Genomic DNA, 19,889 nt, shown 5'->3' with positions numbered 1-19,889 from the left:
TCGGCTGCATGTTCAACGTTCAGCTGAAAGCCTCAGGCCAGTCTATCGACTCACAGAGAGTCCGGTCGGAGCTATCCTCATCAATAGTCTGCTCGGCCTTAGGCTGGGGGCATCCTTTTGAAACCATCCAAAGCATGCCCTCAAATATGCCCCCGAATGTAGCAATCCACTGGAATTGAATGGATCTCCATGGTCTATGAAAAGGTAGAAATGATCAGCTGAACGGCCTGCCTGCCGACCCCTACAGACTATCCGGATCCCCAAAAAACATCTGAATCCGCGACCTCAACCAACGCTCTCCCGGGTCATTATCCTGCGCGCCCCTCCAGGCCATGTGCAGTTCGAACGTGCGGGTTTCAATCGGCAGGTCTTCAGACCGAACGCCCCCAGCGGCTGTTAGTACCTGCGCGGCATAGTCAGGCACGGTGGCGATGATGTCGGTGCCGGTCAGCAGTGTCGCCAGGCCATTGAACTGTGGTACGGCGAGGACGACGTGGCGTTTGCGGTCGATTTTTTCCAGGTGCTCGTCAATGAACCCGCTCAGGTCGCCGGCGAAGGAGACCAGTGCGTGGGGGCGGGCGCAGAAGTCGTCGAGGCTCAAGGGGCCGGGTATCGAGTCGGCGCGCAACAATTGCGGCTTGCTCCTGCGCAGAACCTTGCGCTTGGCGTTTGCAGGCAGGTCCTGGGTGTAGCTGACGCCGACCGAGATTTCACCCGAGGCCAGCAATGGCGGCATGAGGATGTAATTGACGCGTCTGACCACCAGCACAATCCCCGGAGCTTCAGAGCGCAGGCGTTTGAGCAGGGTGGGCAGCAAGGCAAACTCGACGTCGTCCGACAAACCGATACGGAACACCGAAGTGCTGGTGGCCGGGTCGAACTCTGAAGCACGGCTGACCGCTGTCGAGATGGAGTCGAGTGCCGGGGAAAGCAGGCCGAATATTTCTGTGGCGCGGGCGGTGGGCTCCATGCTCCGTCCGGTACGCACGAACAGTGGGTCGTCGAACAGGCCACGCAGACGAGAAAGTGCTGCGCTGATGGCTGGCTGGCCCAGAAACAGCTTTTCCGCCGCACGCGTAACGCTGCGCTCATGCATCAGGGTTTCGAAAACGATGAGCAGATTGAGGTCGACGCGACGCAGGTCGTTACGATTCATGCGGAATATCTCGGGCCATTTGTCGGTTGGGACGTGAGCAGGGTGCGATAGTACGAGCAAATGCGGGTCTGGCGCAGGGAAAATTAATGGCAAGGCCACGGAATGTCCACATGGCTTGCAATGTCTCGTCGACATGCGAACAATGGCGGCCATTACGCATCGTGGCTTCCAGACGCTTTCTGGCTGCGACATGCAGCTCACAGGACACAATCGATGACAGGCATGTCGACTATCAATAGCCACCGATAGTGTTCCCGGCAATGCCCGGATAAAGTTTGTGGCATCAAGGTTTACCAGGCGAGGTTCTAAATGTCCCGCACGATCCGTTTTCACCAGTTTGGCCCGGCCGAGGTGCTCAAGCTCGAAGAGCATCCTGTCGCGTCGCCTGTTACCGGCGAGGTGCAGGTGCGCGTCCAGGCCATCGGTGTCAGCTGGTACGACGTTCTCTGGCGACAAAATCTCGCGTCTACCCAGGCCCGGCTGCCTGCTGGCCTGGGTTATGAGATGGCTGGCGTGGTGACTGCGCTGGGCGATGGGGTCGACGATTTGCAAGTTGGCGACAAGGTCGCCAGCTTTCCGGCAGCCGATGCCAACCAGCACCCGGTCTATGGCGAAACCATCGTATTGCCGCGTCGGGCATTGACTCGCTACCCGGATGTGCTTTCGCCGGTCGAGGCCAGCGTGCATTACACACCGTATCTGGTGGCGTACTTTGCCTATGTTGACCTGGCGCGTATCAAGTCCGGGCAAACCGTGCTGGTCACCGACGCCAGCCACTGTTCCGGTCCTGCTTTCGTGCAGTTGGGCAAGGCGCTGGGCGTTCGGGTGATCGCCGCGACCAAGACCGAAGATGCCCGTGAGTATTTACAGTCTCTGGGTGCCGACAAGGTGGTGGTCACCGAAGAGCAGGACTTGCTGATGGCGATCAGCAAGTACACCGAAAACCGTGGTGTCGATGCTGTTTTCGATGGCCTCGGTGGCCCGCAGATGTCGATCATGGGTGATGTGCTCGCGCCACGCGGCAGCCTTGTGTTGTATGGCCTGCAAGGCGGTAATCAGACGCCGTTCCCGGCCTGCGCTGCGTTCCAGAAAAACATTCAGTTCTACGTGCACTGCCTGGGCAATTTCACCGGCAAGCCTGAACTGGGTATTACTCAGGATGAGGCTGCACTGCAACGCGCCTTGCAGCAGATCAATCAAATGACCGCCGACAAGGTACTTGCGCCGTTGCAGACACGCAGCTTCCCGTTCGAGCAGGTGGTGCAGGCGCACCGTTACATGGACGTCTGCCCGATTGGTGGGCGTGCGGTGCTGGAAGTCGAGTCGGTCTAATATTTTTTTGCCCTGTAATAAAAAAGCCCTCCGTTCTGGAGGGCTTTTGCATTCAGGAGTTTGGCGTTTCCTGCTCCTTCAATAATTGCTTGATGGATGACGCGAACTGACTGCCACCCTCTGCGGCGGTGTAGACGATGTGCAGTTGAATGTCGGTAACTGCAGCTTTGTTGTCTTTTCCTATGAATTGCTTCACAACTTCTGCATCTGGAAATTCCAGCGTCCAGTTCGATATCGCGCCTGTCCCTTCAAAAGGCAAATAGCGCCCATCGTCGAACATCAGCTCGCACAGCCAAGCTTCGCTGCCTATGCCCCGGCCGTCGTCCGACAGGCTGGAAGACAGCGCGATTTGCTGTTGCGCGCGCAGATTGGTCTTGAGGTACGGGTTGGACTTGCGTGTTCCGTACAAAAGCCTGGCGGCTTCGATATCCGGTCTGACCAGCGTGGTGCTGCCGGTCTGGTTAAGCACAGCGCAGAGGTTCTGCAAGCCGTCCGGATCACTGGATTGCAACTTGAAGGACACCGACACATGCTTGAGTTGGCGCAGATAGTGCCCGGGGTAATTACGATCAAAGTCAGCAGCTCTCAAGGAAAACATCAGAGGCTTGGTGCCCAGTTCCTGCAACGTCTTAAGCCATTTACCGTCGTCGGTTATACCTACTTGGGATCTGAGCGAAACCGTTTTGCGAATGTTCATGCGCCGTTCGGAAGACTGCAGGTAAGCCGCTTCCATCTCCAGCACATCCAGTTGCAATGACTCTCCGGCCAGCATGCCGCGGAAGTTGTCATTCCAACCGCCGGTGCGAATGAACTGCGCATGTTCGTAGTCGCCTATCTCATAGCGCCAGGCGCCTTCGAGGGCGAGAGCCATTGACAATACCGCATCGTAGGCCGGGGCGTAGACAGTGCTCATCCGCGCGACCAGCCAGTTGTAGGTAGGAATGATAGTGAAGCCGGTGGTCATCGACACATAGGCTTCCTGCATTGCAATACGCTGAGCTTTTGCTTCTTCGACGGCGATTGCTGCAGATTTTATAAGTATGTCTTGTTCGACGATTTGTTGGTTCAGGGTCGCCATTTCGAAAGCGGCGAGATCCACTTCAAGTTGCCAGCCTCTTGAGCGACGTTCGTATTCGGCCTCGGTAGTCAATCTGTCCGACGCGAAGGCCAGTGCTCTGCTCAAAGCATGAGCACTACCAATCGCGGCAGACACCGGAGCAGAAAATTCCTGACCACCCATTGCCATACCGAAAACATTGGGCAGCGCATCAAGCGTTCCTTTTACGGCCTCTGGTAACGACGTTGCAGTTTCCATGTACGCAGCATCGACCTTGCAACGCAGTGCTATAGACTCAAGATCAGTTTTCCCCTCGGAGACCTGATCCCTATAAAACGTGTGCCGTAAATCTATTGCATGCTTACCCGATATCAGCGTCTGTTTGCCTGCCTGGGCAGCGTTGAGCGCTTCTGCCTGGAGCTTTATTGTGAAGTCAGCAAGCTGGACTTGCTGGTCCTGTAGCTGCACCGACAGTGATGTGTCAAATTCACTCTCCATAAGATGCATCAGATGACGACCCATGTCGGTCAACACCCTTATTGCTTGCTGCACCCTCGTTACCAGTGCGGGAAAACGATAGACCGGTATCAGGCCGAAGGCACTATTATAGGTGGAACTGAGTCCACCGGCTTTCCCGGATGAATGGCTGAACGGATCGTCGGTTGCGTAGAGTGGCAAAAATGGCATTGCCTTGCCGTCAAGCGTCAGGCCGTGGCGCAGGTTGAACAGGCGCTGTTCGATGGTGCTGCGCAGATCGGTAAGGCGGGCGTTGAGCGGGGTACGGAACGCCCCTTCGGTGATGCCTTTCAACGGTTGAGCCGTCCAGCTGTCTCCCCTTGATGTTTCGGCAATCTGGCCGATCAGCTTGAGCGCCTGCTGATAGCTGAGCCAGGCCTGCGTGAGGCTGTCACGGGTGAGGTGCCGATAATAATGATCACCCTCGCGCTGCCAGTGTTCGACCAGAAACAGGAATACTGCCTGCCGGTAGTGACGGGACGAGGTGAAGGCCCGTATCGCCGGGTCGACAGAATCATCAAGCTGCGACGTGCCTGTGCTGATGTCGGCAAGCGGCCTAGTACTCCACAGCGCAGGTTGGTCATGTTCTCCAGTGCCAGTGCGGTAAGGGTCAAACAAGTGCTCAGTACACCAGCGTAACGCCTCCTGAAACTGTTTCTCCTCGCTGAGACGTGTGGTGACCAGAAACGGGAGATGCAGGAATAATTCACGGAAGTAGCGCCCGTTGGCACCATGGAAGTCCACCGAAACTGTACTTTCGGCGTCGATGGCAGGCTCCAGTAGCATCTGTGTATCCCATGCCAGCACACGATCAACCGACTGCGTGGCCCGGCTGACCAGTTGCTTGCCGAACAACGTGTTGAGCCGGATAGTGCTGAACGGGAGGTCTTGCATACCACTGAGTTCCAGGTAAAGGGCCTGTTCCGGGTTGCGGGTGATTTTGCAGTCCCATAGAGTAGACGTTCGAGACGAGACTATTTTGACTTCATGGAGTTGATTGACCACCCAGTGGTCCACCCCCACCAACGCCACCTGGTAAGTACCAGGTGAAATCTCATCAAGGTCTGCTTCGATAAAAGCCTCTCCATTGGCCACTACCTCTTTCCTGGCCCGCTCTACGAACGTTTCGTCAGCGGCAGCTTTGGTAAGGATTTTCAGCTGTATGGAGGCAAAGGCGGCATCACCCTGAAGGGCAGACGATGCGCCGTTGGGCAGCGGTATTTGCTGCAAAAAGTTGAATGAAATACGTAAGGTTTTGTTCAGTGGTCTTTTTACATAAGTCGATAGCGTGCTCGGCGACGCCTTGACTGGGACGAAGGTGACAAGATGCTCGTGGGTGGTGAATACACGTTTTTCGTATGATATTTTGCTCGATGTGAAAGGTAGTGCGACAGTTAAGTTTCCGTTTGTTGAAGCAGTTTTAAGGTTTAAGGTTTTTATGTGTTTAATTAAGTATTCGGGTGTATTTATTGTGTGGTTTATTTTAAAAAATTCTGAATGGTTTCGTGTCAAAAATTCATTACCTCTATCGTTGCCGATGTCGTTAAATAATTCGAGCATTAACTGTAAAACTATTTTTTTTTGATTTTTAGTAGGTGGCGAGATACCTATGGCTTCGAGTATTTCGGCGATATAATTTTCAAGCCCATTTATGTGTTCAGAGTCCTGTATAAGTACTGTGCTGTCAGTGAAAAAATTTATAATTGCTCTTTCATATGTTCTTGTAAAGATGGTGGGGTTTTCACCTTTGGTTGAATCTGTTGTCGATTCTATAGGAAAGTCGCTTTCAGTAAGTTGAAACTCAAGTTTGTAGGATTGGCTGGATAAAATGTCACCTACATACACGTGCTGAATCCTTCTAGCATCGTTGTACTCAGTATGCAATGCAGTAAGCAGTTTGCTTTCCTTGTCCTCTTCATTTTGGTGTTCTTCGCCTATCACTTTTTCATCAATCAACAACAAATCACGTGCCTGAACAAAAAAATCATAATCTTTCGTTCCTAGCGCATCCTTCTTTTTACCTGGTATTTTTGGCTGTCCTTTTACAGGGTTCTCTCTTTCAGGCTTGTCTTCTGTCGTTGCATCGTAAAGCAATGCGATCAACCAGGGGTCGTTCTCGCGCTTGCCATGTTCGTCCACAATAGCAATTAGCCCGGGTTTGTAAGTGTCGTCTTTAAGGTAATTATTATTTTCATCTTTTAAACGCTTGCCATCCTTTGTCCCGTCCAGGGCCAGCAACTCATTCGCTGGGCTCCATAGCCCATCTATCTGCTTATAGCAGTAATGCACGGTAATTTTTCTGAACTTTGTAGGCGTCTGCTTCGTTTCGTCTGCGCTGGGTATCGGAGTGGTCGAGCGTTCGACCCAGATCACATAGGGACGCCCAGCGATGATGATCGGACGAATCACATCCAGCGTTTGCCCATCTGTGGTTGGTGTTTGCACGATCTGCCCGCTCAGAGGCAAGCCGATTTTCTCCCATTCACTCCATGCCAGCGGGCTGAGTTGCCCCAGATTATCGCGCTTGCTGATATCCAGCGATCGCCAGTAGTACTCAGTCGGTTCGACGTTGGTCTTGCCGATGAAATGGTAGGTATCGCTTACCGGGTCAAAGCCGTCGAGGTAGCCGCTGACCACTTGCAGGTTGCTGACGTGCTCGAACTTGCCGATGTAGTTAGCCACCGCGAGTTGCACCATGTCGTTGGTCAGTTTGCCCTGATTCAGTTCATTTTCCAGCTCGACGAATGGTTGGCTCTTGCCGGGCCGCAAGGCTGGCTGGATAAGGTTTTCCGGATGGTTGACCTGTTGGTGCCAACTGCGCCAGCGCGCGTACTGGTTGCAATAGCGACGCCATTCGTCGTCCGCGTCAGCAATAATATTCCGCGCCGCTGTGTCGTAACCCGGTTCCAGGTGTGCGAAAAATCGGCTGAGGTAATGTTGCAAACTGGCCGTCGCATGCGCCATCTGACTGGTCATGACTTCACTGGAAACCTGCACATCGGTCAGCAGAAAGTTGGACAGATCGTCGGCGTCGGCAGCAGTGGAAAACCTGTAGTCAGGCGTGTTGGGCAAGTTGATCAGCAGGTAGCCAACCAGTGCATCTCGCCACGCTTCGTTGAGCGGAATATTGATAGCGTGCTGCTCGGCCTCATCACAACTTGCGAACAACAGCGTGGCAAGTGACTGAACCTGTCCATAGGATGATTTTGCATCCAGTGCAGTCAATGCGATAAGCGACTGGCATGACAGCCCTGTCTTCTGGCAAAGCAACTGTAAGCGCAGGACCTGATCGACATCGGCGACATTGAAAGCTCTCTTCTGAATCGGTTTGGCTTCAGCTACTTCTTTGGGTGCCGTGTTCAGCAGCCCATTTAAAGGGTTCCCGGTTCGCGTGCGGTCAGTAAAGCCGAGAATCTGACCTTTAAATTTTAAGAGTTTGCCACTTTTCTTCAGGTACTCAGCTCTTTCCTTATTTTGCGAATAGACTTCAGTGAACTCATCCGGACTAACGATCAGCGGTCCAGGGTTATCGCTTAAAAATTTTTGAAACGACATGAATATCGGCTTTATCCCTGAATACACATTGTTGATGTCCAGGGTCCAATAATAGTTTTGTGCAATATATGAGACTCCTCCATTCCCGTTGACGGTGTCTCTGGAGCTCTTGTCCAGGCTGGCGAGGTAATCGGCAAATGTCTTACGATCTGGTTTGACGATAACTTTGGTGGCCTCTGGCGCAGGCTTTGGCTCCGGCAGATACGTAGTCCCCACGGCACACAGCGTTTCTTCAGCGTTCCAGCCAATCAACTTGGCCAGCCGCTCTGCCGCTTCAAGTCCTGTTGACTCGTCTCCATCGCTGTTGATGGCCTGCAGATAATCCAGAACATCGGACTCCTGATAGCCAGTCTCCTGAGCGCGTTTGACCCAATTGCCAAGGCATGAAAGCTGGTAGCACAGGTCAAGGCTTGATCCCGACTCGTCCAAGGCCATTTGCTCAGGGTATTCCAGTAGCAACTCAAGCCCGGCGGGGCTGAGGTTGAAGCGCATGATCAGTTCGGCATGGCGTTTTAGCTCTGACCACATGACGAATGCGCTTTTGCTGAACGTGTTCTGGCTGCCCGCCTGAATTGCGTTGTTTTTTATTTCATTGAGCAAGGTGGCGGTACTGATGTCGAGCCAGCGCAACAGGAGCAATACGTGCTGTTCACTCAATACCGATCGACCAGGCTGATTGCTATTGCCTGACAGCGCCGCCCCCAACGACTTGATAACATCTTCCTGAGCGATCAGCGCCCCATTGATCTGCGCGGCGAAGGCCTCACCGGTTTTGAGGTAGGCATCTACATCCAGTGCATCACTCTGTGCTAACGCGCCCGCCAGACAGATTGAAATCTGAGCATTGATCGCCGCCAAGCGGTCCTGGCCCTGGAATACGGGAATTGCCTTGACCCAGCCATCTGTGTCAATCAGAGGGTTGAAAAGCTGCAGCCAGGTATTCTTGTCGTCCTTGAGTGCAACCTGCTGCACAGCGGCCAATGATGCAAGTCTGGCTTCTGTCAGCGATGATTTGCCCAGCCGATCTGCAGATTCCGTGATCAATTCCAGCCAGTCGGCCGGAGCGGGGAGCGTTTTCGCCTCGATATCCGGCGTGGGCGTCAGCAGCAACGCCAGTAGATCCAGACCGATGTTTTGCAGCCTCGCCCACTGAGAGAGGTTCACCGCAGCCATTATCACGTCGAGGATGTCCGGCTGATCGTCTTTATCAAGAAGCGTCGGTGCGCCAGCCAGTTGCTTGAGCAGGTCGTCGTTGCCGATGAACAGCAGCGACATCAGACCGGCCCCGGCCTGCGGCGATAGCCTCAACAGGCGCGGCAGGTAAACCTGACGATATAACGCAGAAAACAAGGTCAGTGATCGTTTGGGCAGTTTTGCCGGGGCGCCTTTTGCGGCGGGTTGCTGGAATCGCTGTGTAGTTGCAACGAAATCTCTGGCGGTCTGTTCGTCGATCTTCAGTGCGTAGCACATCTGCGCCAGCGTAGCCTGGCCCGCGTCGGTATCCAGATCGAACTCAGCGTCATCGAATATCACTCGGGTCTGATTGCTGTCGTTACCGTTGGCGGCCTGCGCACCCAATACGGTATCCAGAGCGGGCAATGCCTGACCCACCGAATATACCGGCAACGCGCCAAGCATGGTCGCAAACTGCCATGCGCTGACCTTGAAATCACGATGCAGGTAACGGAACACGCTGATTGCTCGCAACGTGTTGGCGGTAAAGTGGAAATCTTTGGTTTGACCTTCTGCACGCAAGGCGGACATTACCAGCGTATCGACGTCAGCGAACGGCATGCCGAGGAAGTGCTGCAAGTGAATGAGCTTGTGCAGGCGGGCGAAATGGCTGGCGCTGACGTTGGTCAGTTGCTGGCCTGACGAGCTGTCAGCGGGCACTGTAATGGCGATTGCCGGGCTGCTGGCATTGTTGATAAACGAGGCACCGTAAACCTGACTGGCTGCAACCTCTGTTTGCGATGCGACAGGGAGGTGTTCGGAACGTTTTACCGTGGTGCTGAAGCCGGTCTGCTTTCCATCGTCCGTACTTTTGAGGGCAAGCAGGTCGTAAAGGTCCTGTTCGCTCAGTCCGGTCTGGTGGCGAAACAGGGCTACATCGCTGATCGCCAGCAGAGCCTCGGTTGCGCTACCGGCTACGCCGTAGGCAGTTTTGAAAAAATCGGCTTTTGCCGCAGTCTCATTGTCCAGCAGCAGTGTGTGCAGGGACGGGTCAAGGCCGCTGCCCGAGAGTATGGCCGCGCGCAGGTCTTTCTGGCGGAAATTCTGGTAGCAGAAGTTGGGATAATCATAAGACGCAAGCTTGTGCACATCGAACAGCGTGATGCCCTTCTGCTCAAGCACCGCCCGCATTTGCTGGAAAGCCAGATGGAATGGCAGCGTTGCATGACTGCCCGATGCGGCGATGGCATTCGGCAATGGTGTAATGCCGGCCAGCATCTGCGCGGGATTAGCGAGTATATCGATCACCAGTTTTAGCGCGGATACGGTCTGGTGGGCGCTGGTTTCGTCAAGCAGCAGATCGCCCAGCGCAGGGCGCCGCACACCGAGTTTGATGGCCTTGTTGTCGGCCATTATTTCCAGCTTGATGGCTCGTTGATACAGGTCGCTCAGGTAGGCGATAGGCCCGTCGTTGGAGTCCAGCGCGCCCGAGGAGGTGATGTGCGCAAGGTTTTCCGGAAACAGACTGGCGTAGGTCGGAGATGAACTTTTTTCGAGGGAAGCGGATGGCAGGGCCATGGTTGTACGTCCTTGTTGGGTTTGAAAACTCCTTGTGCGTCTTTAATGCAGAGCGCATTGATCAAGCTTAGGACAGAGTGGGTCGATGTCGGTGAGTGCCGCTTAGAACCTTTGGCGATAATCGAGACAATTGAATGCCGGCTGTGTGATATTTCACCTCGACAATGCCGCGCCGGGCACGATGCTCTTTATGGCTTCATTGAAAGTACCGGTTCAGTTCCGCTGGACGAAGGTAAATATGGAGCTGTGGGCGACATGAGTATTAAAGTTTAATCAATCTGTCAGAATGCGCACAATGCCACTGGTGTTTCCTACAGGGCAGAGTAAAAGCATCATTGTATGTCGATACGCTCTTGCTCGCCGAGAGCTTCCTATAGAGGGATCTGGCGTGGAGTATAATTGGCAAAATGATAAGTCCTTGGCTGCTGAATGAGTGAGGCGTTTAAACGCGTTGTCTAATACGGCCGCCTTATGTAAACATTCTGCGTTGTTTTCAAAAGAAAACTGTCTATTGTAATTGTTTTGAAGATATTGATAATGCGTCGGTAATTACCACTCAGGGAATGAGTCATGCTCGACTATAAACTTGGTTGTCAGCTTGATGTTCAATGTTCTGCCTGCACCGTGTCGCGTCTTGAGCGACAGGCAGGTGACACACAATGAGTTCTATCCACGAACAGGCAATGAATTACGTCTATCAGCAAGTGCTGCAACGTTTGCTGGGGTATTTCACCCGTGCGGAACGCACTGCGTTGCAGTTGTTGATTCAGCGATTGATTGTCGCGGCTGGCGGGATCGAGCGAATTTCCGGTTTCAAGGTGCTGGTGGCGTTTGGCGGAGGCAAGGACAGTGCCTACACGCTGGCCTTTTTGCGCGCCGCCCAGTTGAGCATTGCCTGTCGATCGCCCGGTACGTTCAATTTGCGGGTCGCCAACCGACGTCACGCGGGCATGACCCCCGCAGTGATGGATAACATCAACCGCACCTATTCAGCATTGTTTCTGTATGACGACCCGCGCGTCGAAACGCTGGTGATCGACAACCAGTACACCCAGGCCTTCGAGCCGGATCTGCCTTTCTCCAGCGCAGGGCGCGAGCAGAATCGCCTGGACATGCTGCTCGGTGGACACCTGTCCGCAGGTGACGCCCGAACCACGTTTTGCAATACCTGCTACCTGGGGCTGGCAGAATTTCTGGGGCGTGCGTTGAGCTGGGGTAACGGTGTCGATGCTGTGGTCAGCGGCGATTCACGCAGAGAGCAGCGGCAGTATGCGACGTGGATCATGCGTCTGGCCCAGCGCTCCGGGCAGTACACGGGCAGCTGGGGCAACCAGACGCTAGCTGGCGTACTCAAGGTCATCGACACGATCGGCCAGGCGTATTACCACGAACTGTACGGGGACGGCGAAGACAGCCCGCGGGCAAACCGATCCATAGCGGTCCCTGAAAAAGCCAACGCGCCAGCCTTTATCACCATCGCCGATCTGGTCAGTTGCAAGGCGGATGAGCACTGGAATCTGCTGACCGAATTTCTTGATTTCCGCTTCGATGATCTGTCGTTCGGCTTCAGTGAGTCCGATTGCGCCAATCCTTTGCTGATGGCTCATATGCGTGGCCTGACTGCGCAGTACCTGCAAGAGCGCAATTATGCCGACGGGATAGCCGAATACCTTGAACTGGCAACATCGCTGATGCGCAGAAAGCAGATGCCGCCGCGATTGATCGATCAGGCGCTCAGCGCTTATGCCGGGCGGGCGCGAATCGAGACGCGTCGCGAGCTGGCTTCAGGCTTCGCTCAGGAGGGGTTTGGCCTGAACGAGACTCAACTGGTCTGCATGCTGTTCTCGCCATTCGTCAATCAGGGCGATGGCCTGGAAGCATTTCTGCGCCGCTGCCATCCCGGCATGCTGGTGGCACTGCCGGATCTGCACAAGGCGCTGTCAGGCTCGACGGCCCCGGATCAAGTGATGCAGTGGTTGGTGGATATCAGCGGACTGAACCTCAAATCGCTGCAAAACCTCTACGGCAAACAACGGGTGAACTTCGATGACCCGCACTCGATCATCGCCAGAATTCGCGCTGCCGATCCTGACAAACGCCGAATCATGACCGTTGACCCGGCGACCGGTCAGGCAGTGGTCGAGATGCTTTCCGGGCGCTGAACCGGTTTCGGATCATGGCTGCTGTCGGCAACCGGCGTCAGTCATGTCGCGATTTTCTGAAGCCTGGTCTGGCTGAGCGGCGGATACCTGGATGAAAAACAACACGGATTTCGCCTATCAGGCGGTTTACCGCTACCTTGTGCGGCTGGTCGACCAGCAGCAAGGCGAGCTGGCGCTGAAGATGCCGTCACTGCGACAGCTGGCACAGCGACTGAGCGTATCGATATCCACGGTGCAAAGTGCCTATTCGCTGCTGGAGAAGGAAGGGCGCGTCTATTCGCTTCCCAAGTCCGGCTATTACTCGGCACCGTGCAGCGGGAACAGGGAAGGGCGAGCATGCCCTGACAGCGATGGCGATCTGTTGCACGTACTGTGTGATAACGCCCGTCGCCCGGGCATGTCGCTGCTGGGGTGCGATGAACCGACCCTTCTGCATGCACAGGAAAGTCCGCTGCCGGCAATGGAGCAAGAACTGGTTCGCCGTTACCCGCGCCTGCGGGAGCCAGGTTTTCAGCCGTTCGGCGAGCCAGAGCTGCGCACCGCGCTGGCAGCCCGCTATACCCGCGACGCGGAACACTGCTGGCACGCTGACAATGTCTATGTCGCCCCGGACCTGCATGGGGCGTTCAAGGCCGTTATCGAAACGTTGGGGTTGCGCGGCGCTGTGGTACTGGTGGAGTCGCCTTGCGCCTGGGCGTTGCTGCGCTTGCTGCAATCGTTCGACATCCGCGTTATCGAGCTGCCATTGGACGAGACCGACAGCCTTGATCCTGCGCGACTCGATAGCCTGTTGCGCGACAATGATATCGGGCTTGTCGTGTTGCCTTCGTTGATGAACCCGGTGCGAGGCAGCCTGCGCCCGCCGGGTAACAGCGAGGCCGTTGCGCAAGCGTTAAACCGCCACCAGGTCTGGGTGCTGGAAAATGACAGCCATGCGGGTGTGCAATTTGCTCACGAGCAGGTCCCTTTGCGCCACTGGGTTGACCCACAACGGCTGGTGATTATCGGCGCATTTGACAAGAGCCTTGGGCCTGAAGCTCCTTATGGCTACCTGCTGTGCAAAACTCTTGAGGTGCGCTGGCAGCAGTATTTCTGGCTGCGAGCATTCGAACTGCCGCCGATTCGTCAGCGAGCCATTGCCAGGCTGTGCAGCAGTGGTCGTCTGGACAGGCAACTGATGGCGTTGCGAGAAACCCTGGCCAGACGCATGCAGTCGATGACAAGGCAACTGGATGAACAGACGGGTGGAACGTTGCGTTATCAGGTACCCGAGGGCGGCTGCGGCGTCTGGGCCGAGAGCGTACACCCCGTGGACATGCGCCAGGTCTTCGACAGGCTACTTGCCCAGCGTATCGTCATTACTCCCGGCGAACTGTTCAGCCTGCAAAACCGCTACGGGCAGCATTTGTGGATCAGCTACGCCATCGACTGGAGCCAGGATCCGGCCGCGCGCCTGGGCGCGTTGGGAGAAGCGTTAGCACAGGCGCGTCTGCCCTAGACACTTACATCGCAGGCCGTCGATCCATTTATGTTTGCCAGACGTGATTCAAGGCTGTTAACTGGACGCCTGTCCAGTATTCACAACCTACGGCTTCCCAGCGCAGTGACCCCGACCGCCCCTGTAAAACCCGACTCCGAGCCAGCCCTCATCAGTGACTCGCCTGCACGTTATGTCGTGGCCGTGCGCGCACTGTGCGAGTTCACCGCCAAGGTCGGCGATCTTGACCTGCGCTTCACACCATCGCCAACGGCTCAGGAAGGGATTGCCGGACACCGTACGGTCGCGTCGCGTCGTGGTGCTGACTACCAGGCCGAGCTCTCATTGAGTGGTGACTATCGCGAGCTGACGGTAAGGGGCAGGGCGGACGGGTACGACGCCGGTCGCAATCAATTGGAAGAAGTGAAGACCTATCGCGGCGAGCTGGATGCGATGCCTGCCAACCACCGTCAATTGCACTGGGCACAGGTGAAGGTCTACGGCTGGCTGCTTTGCCAGCGTCTGCAACTGGAGCAAGTGACGCTGGCACTGGTGTATTTCAACATTGTCAGCGAGCAGGAAACCCTGATTCGCGAGTCATTCAGTGCAACGACGCTGCAACAGTTCTTCGAGCAACAGTGCACGATATTCCTCGGCTGGGCGCAGCAGCAAATGGCGCATACGCAGGCGCTGCACAAGATGCTGGGCAGCCTGAAGTTTCCTCATCCGTCCTTTCGTACCGGGCAACGGGTGCTGGCCGAGTCGGTGTACAAGGCGGTGAGCACCGGCTGTTGTCTGATGGCTCAGGCACCCACGGGCATCGGCAAGACGGTGGGCACGCTGTTTCCATTGCTCAAGGCGGCGCCCGGTCAGCAGCTCGACAAGATTTTCTTTCTCACCGCCAAGACTCCCGGGCGTCGGTTGGCGCTGGATGCGCTTGAGGTCATCAATCATAGTGCGCCGGAGCTAAAGCTGCGGGTGCTGGAACTGGTGGCGCGGGACAAGGCCTGCGAGCATCTGGACAAGGCTTGCAACGGAGATTCCTGTCCACTGGCCAATGGCTTTTACGATCGTCTGCCAGCTGCACGCGCCGCTGCACTTGAGTCGCCCTGGCTGAATCAGGCTGGCGTGCGCGAGGCCGCATTGCGGCATCAGGTCTGTCCGTATTACCTCAGCCAGGAACTGGCACGCTGGGCTGATGTAGTAATCGCTGATTACAATTATTACTTCGACCTCAGTGCGCTGCTGTTCGGCCTCGGCCAGCTCAATCAGTGGCGCGTGGCGGTGCTGGTCGACGAAGCGCACAACATGGTCGAGCGGGCCCGGCAGATGTACAGCGCCAGTCTTGATCAGAGCCAGTTGAAAGCCCTGATCCAGACGTCGCCCGAACCCGTTAAAAAAGCCTTGCAGCGTCTCGACCGGCAATGGAATGCGCTGCACAAAGTGCAGCCCGCTGCCTATCAGGCGTACTCGGCGGCACCGGAAAAACTCATCGGCAGCCTGAACCAGTGCATCTCGACCATTGGTGATCATTTCAACGAGCACCCGCAGGCAGTGGATGGCACGTTGCAGGGTTTCTATCTGGAAGCCATCGGCTTTGCACGCATCGCCGAGCTGTTCGACGAGCATTTTATATTCGACATCACCCGGCGCGAGGCGGGCGGCAAACGCATTCTGTCGCGCCTCAGCCTGCGTAACGTGGTTCCAGCACGCTTCATCCGTCCGCGCCTGACCGCTGCGCGCAGCACCGTGCTGTTTTCCGCAACGCTCAACCCGCGGCATTACTATGCGGACCTGCTCGGGCTGCCGGTCAACACAGCTTGGATTGATGTGGAATCACCGTTTAGTCACGACCAACTCGACGTGCGGATTGTCAGCCGCATTTCCACGCGTTTCACTCATCGTCAGGCCTCGCTGGCACCGATTGTCGAGCTGATGGCCGAGCAGTTCGAAGCGCGGCCGGGTAACTATCTGGCGTTTTTCAGCAGTTTTGATTACCTGCAACAAGTGGCTGAACTGATGGCGCAGACTCATCCGCACATCACCCTCTGGCAGCAGGCGCGGGGCATGGGCGAGAGTGAGCGTCACGCGTTTCTCGACCGCTTTACCCTGAGCAGTCAGGGCATCGGTTTTGCGGTACTGGGCGGTGCCTTTGGTGAGGGTATCGACTTGCCGGGCGCACGGTTGATCGGCGCGTTCATCGCCACGCTGGGGCTGCCGCAGCTCAACCCGGTCAACGAGCAGTTCAAGCAGCGCATGGCTGCACTGTTCGGTGCTGGCTACGACTACACCTATCTTTACCCCGGCGTGCAGAAGGTGGTGCAGGCAGCGGGGCGGGTGATCCGCAGCCAGAGTGATCGTGGCGTGGTGATGCTGATTGACGATCGTTTTGCCGAGCACAAGGTCAAGCAGCTGTTTCCGGCGTGGTGGCGGCCTGAAACGTCAACGGCTTAGGGATCGATACTCAAGCAGCGCTGTCGAACTGCCAGTAAACTGCCGCATCGATTATGTTTTTACCTGCAGCAAGTCTTTATTTTTTCTCCGTATTTCATTTCTTAGTGGAGGTTGTATGAGTCTCAGTCCTTTCGCCGGCAAGCTGGCACCTGCGCAGTTACTGGTCGATATTCCGAGACTGGTCACGGCTTACTACACCGGTCAACCTGATGCATCGGTACCTGCTCAACGCGTTGCGTTCGGCACTTCCGGACACCGTGGCACGTCGTTCGATCTGGGCTTCAACGAATGGCACGTGTTGGCTATCAGCCAGGCGATCTGCCTGTACCGAAAGGCAAATGGTATCGACGGCCCTTTGTTCCTTGGCGCTGATACCCATGCGTTGTCCACGCCAGCCGCTGCCACTGCTCTTGAAGTGCTGGCTGCCAACGACGTAGAGGTGATGATCTCGCAAGGCGATGAATACACGCCAACCCCTGCGGTGTCTCACGCCATCATCTGTTACAACCGTGGCCGTACTTCGGGGCTGGCTGATGGCATCGTCATTACGCCGTCGCACAACCCGCCGCAAAGCGGTGGCTTCAAGTACAACCCGCCCAATGGCGGCCCGGCTGACAGTGATATCACCAAGTGGATCGAGAACAAGGCCAACGAACTGCTGGCCGATAAAGTCACTGGCGTTTCACGCATCAGTCATGAAAAAGCACTGCGTGCCGACACCACTCACCGCCATGATTACGTCAACACTTACGTAGCCGACCTGAAGAACGTCATCGATCTGGACGCTATTCGCGATTCGGGCCTGCGTCTCGGTGTCGACCCGCTGGGTGGGGCCGGAGTGAACTACTGGTCGGCGATTGGCGAGCATTACGGCCTGAACCTGGATGTGGTCAATAAATTTGTCGACCCTACGTTCCGTTTCATGACCGTTGACTGGGACGGCCAGATTCGTATGGACCCGTCTTCCAGCCATGCCATGCAGAGCCTGATCGGTCTCAAGGACCGTTATCAAGTGGCATTTGCCTGTGACCCGGACCACGACCGCCACGGCATCGTGACTCCGAGCGGTGGCCTGATGACGCCTAACAGCTACCTGGCGGTGTCCATCGATTACCTGTTCCAGAACCGTCCTGAGTGGCGCGCCGATGCGGCAGTCGGCAAGACGGTGGTCAGCAGCGGCATGATTGATCGTGTGGCTGCGCGCCTGGGCCGACGCCTGTACGAAGTGCCGGTCGGCTTCAAGTATTTCGCGCAGGGCCTGTTCGAGGGTTCGCTGGGCTTTGGCGGTGAAGAAAGCGCTGGAGCCTCGTTTCTGCGCCGCGACGGTACGGTCTGGACCACTGACAAGGACGGTCTGATTCCGGCCTTGCTGGCTGCGGAAATGACTGCCCGTACCGGTCGTGACCCGAGCGAAACGTACAAGACCATGACCGACGAGCTGGGCGAGCCGTTCTCGACCCGCGTCGACGCCAAGGCCAACCCGCAGCAGAAGGCGCTGCTGAGCAAGCTGTCGCCAGAGCAGGTGAGTTCCACCGAACTGGCGGGTGAGCCGATTCAGAAGGTACTCAGCAACGCACCGGGTAATGATCAGGCGTTCGGTGGCGTGAAAGTCATGACCGAAAACGGCTGGTTTGCGGCACGCCCTTCAGGCACCGAGGACATCTACAAGATCTACGCCGAGAGTTTTGTCAGCGAAGATCACCTCAAGCGCCTGGTAGCAGAAGCTCAAGTGCTGGTGGACGGGGCGATTTCGCCGAAGTAATCACCGCTCTGGTCAACGCCCGAAAAACCTCGAACCTGACCCGGTTCGGGGTTTTTCAGCTTTTGACCTGTGGTTCAGTCGCGATAGAAGACCTGCACCAGGTGATAACCGAATTTGCTTTTGATCGGGCCGTGCACCACGCGTAGCGGCTTCTTGAAGATCACCTGATCGATGGCACCGACCATTTGCCCTGGCCGGACTTCGCCCAGATCGCCGCCACGTTTGCCGGACGGGCAGCTAGAATGCTTTTTAGCCAGCACGTCAAACGCCTCACCCTTGGCAATGCGCAGCTTGAGCTGTTCGGCCTCTTCGGCGGTCTTCACCAGAATATGGCGGGCTTGGGCTTTCATGTCGCAATATCACCTGCTGCAAAAGGCTGCCATTATGCCTGCACTTGCTGATCGACGCCCGCGCGTCACGCGTGCCGTCATGACGGTCGTCGTCTTTTTACTTCATTTTGTACGGTATTGATTATGGATTTTCCGGCGCTGTTGAAGATTCTGGCCAGTCAGGACGGATCGGACCTGTATCTTTCCACCGGAGCGCCGCCGTGCGCCAAGTTCAACGGCGTGCTCAAGCCGCTGGGCAGTGAAACCCTCAAGCCTGGCGAGGTGGCGTTGATTGCTCAGGGGCTGATGGACGAGGAGCAGAAGCTCGAATTCCTGCGCGAACTGGAGATGAACCTTGCCGTTTCGCTGGCGGGCATCGGCCGGTTCCGGATCAATATCTTCATGCAGCGTAACGAGGTGTCAATCGTCGCGCGGAATATCAAGCTGGATATTCCGCGTTTCGAGGACCTGTTCCTGCCGCCCGTACTGCTCGATGTGATCATGGAAAAGCACGGCCTGGTGTTGTTCGTCGGTGCCACCGGCTCGGGCAAATCGACCTCGTTGGCAGCGCTGATCGATTACCGCAACCGCAACGCCAGCGGCCATATCATCACCATTGAAGACCCGGTCGAATTCATCCATCGGCACAAGAAGTCCATCGTCAACCAGCGCGAGGTGGGGGTCGATACCCGCAGTTTCCGCGCGGCGCTGAAGAACACGTTGCGTCAGGCTCCGGATGTGATTCTGATCGGCGAAATTCGTGACCGCGAGACCATGGAGCATGCTCTGGCGTTTGCCGACACCGGCCACCTGGCGATCTCGACCCTGCATGCCAACAACGCCAACCAGGCGCTGGACCGGATAATCAACTTCTTCCCGGAAGAGCGTCGTGCGCAGTTGCTGCATGACCTGGGCAACAACCTCAAGGCGTTCGTCTCCCAGCGACTGGTCAGAACCCCGGACGGCAAACGCCGCGCAGCGGTGGAAGTGATGATGGGCACGCCGACCATTCGCGACCTGATTCAGCGCAACGAACTGACCGAGCTCAAGGGCATCATGGAGAAATCCGGCAGCCTCGGTATGCAGACCTTCGACACGGCGTTGTTCAATCTGGCCGTCGAAGGGGCGATCAGCGAGGAGGAGGCGTTGAAGAACGCGGACTCGCAGAACAACGTACGCCTGCGCCTCAAATTGCACAGTGAAGGCGGTGCCGGAACCCTGACCACACCGCCGCCAGCACCTACCGGCAGCAGCACGGCAAGTACCGCCGAGTGGGGGCTGGTCGATGACGACGCGCCGGGGCCGCAGGCGTAAATCGGTGAAGCTCCTGCGCCCTCC

The 19,889-nt window shown here is 56.3% G+C and carries 9 protein-coding genes; 6 read left to right on the top strand and 3 right to left on the bottom strand.

The window, feature by feature from the left end; translation table 11 throughout:
• Positions 1–241: 241 nt before the first annotated feature.
• Positions 242–1,156: a LysR family transcriptional regulator gene (locus AO068_RS08490; RefSeq protein ID WP_002553328.1), complete on the bottom strand. Its 915-nt coding sequence runs from the start codon at positions 1,154–1,156 to the stop codon at positions 242–244.
• A gap of 309 nt (positions 1,157–1,465) precedes the next feature.
• Here AO068_RS08490 and AO068_RS08485 point away from each other — a divergent pair, with 309 nt between their 5' ends.
• Positions 1,466–2,488 carry a zinc-dependent alcohol dehydrogenase family protein gene (locus AO068_RS08485; protein WP_058408124.1) on the top strand — a complete coding sequence of 341 codons (1,023 nt, stop codon included), beginning with the start codon at positions 1,466–1,468 and terminating at the stop codon, positions 2,486–2,488.
• 52 nt (positions 2,489–2,540) lie between these two features.
• Here AO068_RS08485 and AO068_RS08480 read toward each other — a convergent pair whose 3' ends face one another.
• Positions 2,541–10,367 carry a Tc toxin subunit A gene (locus tag AO068_RS08480; protein WP_058408123.1) on the bottom strand — a complete coding sequence of 2,609 codons (7,827 nt, stop codon included), beginning with the start codon at positions 10,365–10,367 and terminating at the stop codon, positions 2,541–2,543.
• A gap of 659 nt (positions 10,368–11,026) precedes the next feature.
• On the opposite strand from AO068_RS08480, the gene AO068_RS08475 reads away from it, so the two are divergent.
• The 4 genes from AO068_RS08475 (at position 11,027) to pgm (ending at position 18,222) form a co-directional block, all read left to right on the top strand.
• Positions 11,027–12,529, top strand: coding sequence for a hypothetical protein (locus AO068_RS08475; RefSeq protein ID WP_058408122.1), 1,503 nt, complete (start codon positions 11,027–11,029; stop codon positions 12,527–12,529).
• 91 nt (positions 12,530–12,620) lie between these two features.
• Positions 12,621–14,027: an aminotransferase-like domain-containing protein gene (locus AO068_RS08470; protein ID WP_058408121.1), complete on the top strand. Its 1,407-nt coding sequence runs from the start codon at positions 12,621–12,623 to the stop codon at positions 14,025–14,027.
• Positions 14,028–14,132: 105 nt separating this feature from the next.
• Positions 14,133–16,460, top strand: a complete 2,328-nt coding sequence (locus AO068_RS08465; RefSeq protein ID WP_058408120.1) for an ATP-dependent DNA helicase — start codon at positions 14,133–14,135, stop codon at positions 16,458–16,460.
• Between the two features lie 115 nt (positions 16,461–16,575).
• Entirely contained in the window at positions 16,576–18,222 is a 1,647-nt protein-coding gene (gene pgm / locus AO068_RS08460; protein WP_058408119.1) for a phosphoglucomutase (alpha-D-glucose-1,6-bisphosphate-dependent), read from the top strand.
• A 74-nt stretch (positions 18,223–18,296) separates the two neighbouring features.
• Here the strand turns inward: pgm and AO068_RS08455 are convergent, their stop codons facing one another.
• Positions 18,297–18,572, bottom strand: a complete 276-nt coding sequence (locus AO068_RS08455; protein ID WP_002553334.1) for a peptidylprolyl isomerase — start codon at positions 18,570–18,572, stop codon at positions 18,297–18,299.
• A gap of 123 nt (positions 18,573–18,695) precedes the next feature.
• On the opposite strand from AO068_RS08455, the gene AO068_RS08450 reads away from it, so the two are divergent.
• Entirely contained in the window at positions 18,696–19,865 is a 1,170-nt protein-coding gene (locus tag AO068_RS08450; RefSeq protein ID WP_058402324.1) for a PilT/PilU family type 4a pilus ATPase, read from the top strand.
• The last annotated feature ends 24 nt before the right edge of the window (positions 19,866–19,889 follow it).

This window comes from Pseudomonas sp. ICMP 3272 (assembly GCF_001466905.1).
In the GTDB taxonomy this organism is placed as follows: Bacteria; Pseudomonadota; Gammaproteobacteria; order Pseudomonadales; family Pseudomonadaceae; genus Aquipseudomonas; species Aquipseudomonas amygdali.
The sequence above is the reverse complement of the archived record's forward strand: the minus strand, read 5'-3'. Positions and strand labels throughout refer to the sequence as shown.

Coding starts and splice junctions, on each gene's coding strand:
- AO068_RS08450 (WP_058402324.1), top strand. CDS start 18,696: ATGGATTTTCCGGCGCTGTTGAAGATTCTGGCCAGTCAGGACGGATCG.
- AO068_RS08470 (WP_058408121.1), top strand. CDS start 12,621: ATGAAAAACAACACGGATTTCGCCTATCAGGCGGTTTACCGCTACCTT.
- AO068_RS08485 (WP_058408124.1), top strand. CDS start 1,466: ATGTCCCGCACGATCCGTTTTCACCAGTTTGGCCCGGCCGAGGTGCTC.
- AO068_RS08480 (WP_058408123.1), bottom strand. CDS start 10,367: ATGGCCCTGCCATCCGCTTCCCTCGAAAAAAGTTCATCTCCGACCTAC.
- pgm (WP_058408119.1), top strand. CDS start 16,576: ATGAGTCTCAGTCCTTTCGCCGGCAAGCTGGCACCTGCGCAGTTACTG.
- AO068_RS08490 (WP_002553328.1), bottom strand. CDS start 1,156: ATGAATCGTAACGACCTGCGTCGCGTCGACCTCAATCTGCTCATCGTT.
- AO068_RS08475 (WP_058408122.1), top strand. CDS start 11,027: ATGAGTTCTATCCACGAACAGGCAATGAATTACGTCTATCAGCAAGTG.
- AO068_RS08455 (WP_002553334.1), bottom strand. CDS start 18,572: ATGAAAGCCCAAGCCCGCCATATTCTGGTGAAGACCGCCGAAGAGGCC.